Origin of the sequence: Paracraurococcus ruber, from assembly GCF_004353985.1 — a bacterium.
Taxonomy (GTDB): Bacteria; Pseudomonadota; Alphaproteobacteria; order Acetobacterales; family Acetobacteraceae; genus Paracraurococcus; species Paracraurococcus ruber.
This window is the reverse complement of record NZ_SMOA01000616.1, coordinates 1-944: the sequence shown is the minus strand read 5'-3', so window position 1 is coordinate 944 and position 944 is coordinate 1. Positions and strand designations below refer to the sequence as shown.

General features: G+C 77.4%; 2 protein-coding genes. Both read right to left on the bottom strand.

Features of this window, described 5'->3' with window-relative positions; genetic code table 11:
* Nucleotides 1-70: 70 nt before the first annotated feature.
* Nucleotides 71-520, bottom strand: coding sequence for an RrF2 family transcriptional regulator (locus tag E2C05_RS32115; RefSeq protein WP_133223637.1), 450 nt, complete (start codon nt 518-520; stop codon nt 71-73).
* A 121-nt stretch (nt 521-641) separates the two neighbouring features.
* On the bottom strand, nt 642-944 hold a 303-nt coding region (locus tag E2C05_RS32110), incomplete at its 5' end, for a cold-shock protein (protein WP_133223636.1).

Genomic DNA, 944 nt, shown 5'->3' with positions numbered 1-944 from the left:
GGTGCCCGCGGCCGGGCCTGCGCGGCCCCGCCGTCGCGCCCCGGTCGCGCGGCGCGCGGGCTGCCGCGCGTCAGATGACGAAGTTCAGCGGCTCCACCGTCGGCCGCTTCACGCCGGCGGCGGCGGCGCGCTTGATCAGGTCGGCGACCGTGAGCTGCGACAGGTGATCGCGGCAGAGGCCTTCCAGCTCGGTCCAGAGCGGCTGCACGACCGCGGCCTGCAGCCGCCCGGCCGGCTGCTCGCCCGCCGCGCCATCCTCGTCCAGCGCGGTGGAGACGATCTCGGCCAGGCGCAGGTCGCGCGGCGGCCGGCCCAGCCGGTAGCCGCCCTTCGGGCCGCGGATGGAATCCAGGAGCCCGGCGCGCGACAGCGCCTGCAGCACCGGCTCGATCCCCCGCCGCGCCTGGCCCAGCCGGTCGGCGATGTCGGCGGCGCTCACCGCCTCGGTGCGGCCGGCATGGAAGGCGACGTCCAGCATGATCGCCACCGCCGTCATGGCGCGTTCGCGGCGCAGCAGCATGGCCATCCTCCCGCAACGGGTGCCGGGCGCCGAATCGCGGCGGCGGCCCCGGCCCCAGGCATAGGCAGCGAAAAGGGCGGCGCCAAGGCGCCGCCCCCGATCGATCTGCGGTCGCGCCGGTTCAGGCGCGGGTGAGGGTCGAGGCCTCCGGCCCCTTGCGGCCCTGCACCACCTGCATCACCACCGCCTGGCCTTCGGTCAGCGGCGACAGGCCGCTGCGCTCCAGCGCCGTGGCATGCACGAAGACGTCCCGGCCGCCGCCCTCGGGCGAGACGAAGCCGAAGCCCTTCTCCGCGCTGTACCACTTCACCGTGCCGCGCATCTCCTCGGCCGGGCCGGAGGGGACGAAGCCGCCGCCGCCGCCGCTGCGCGGGGGACGGTCGCCGAAGCCGCCCGCGCGCGGCGGCCGGTCGCCGAAGCCGCC

Coding starts and splice junctions, on each gene's coding strand:
- E2C05_RS32115 (WP_133223637.1), bottom strand. CDS start 520: ATGCTGCTGCGCCGCGAACGCGCCATGACGGCGGTGGCGATCATGCTG.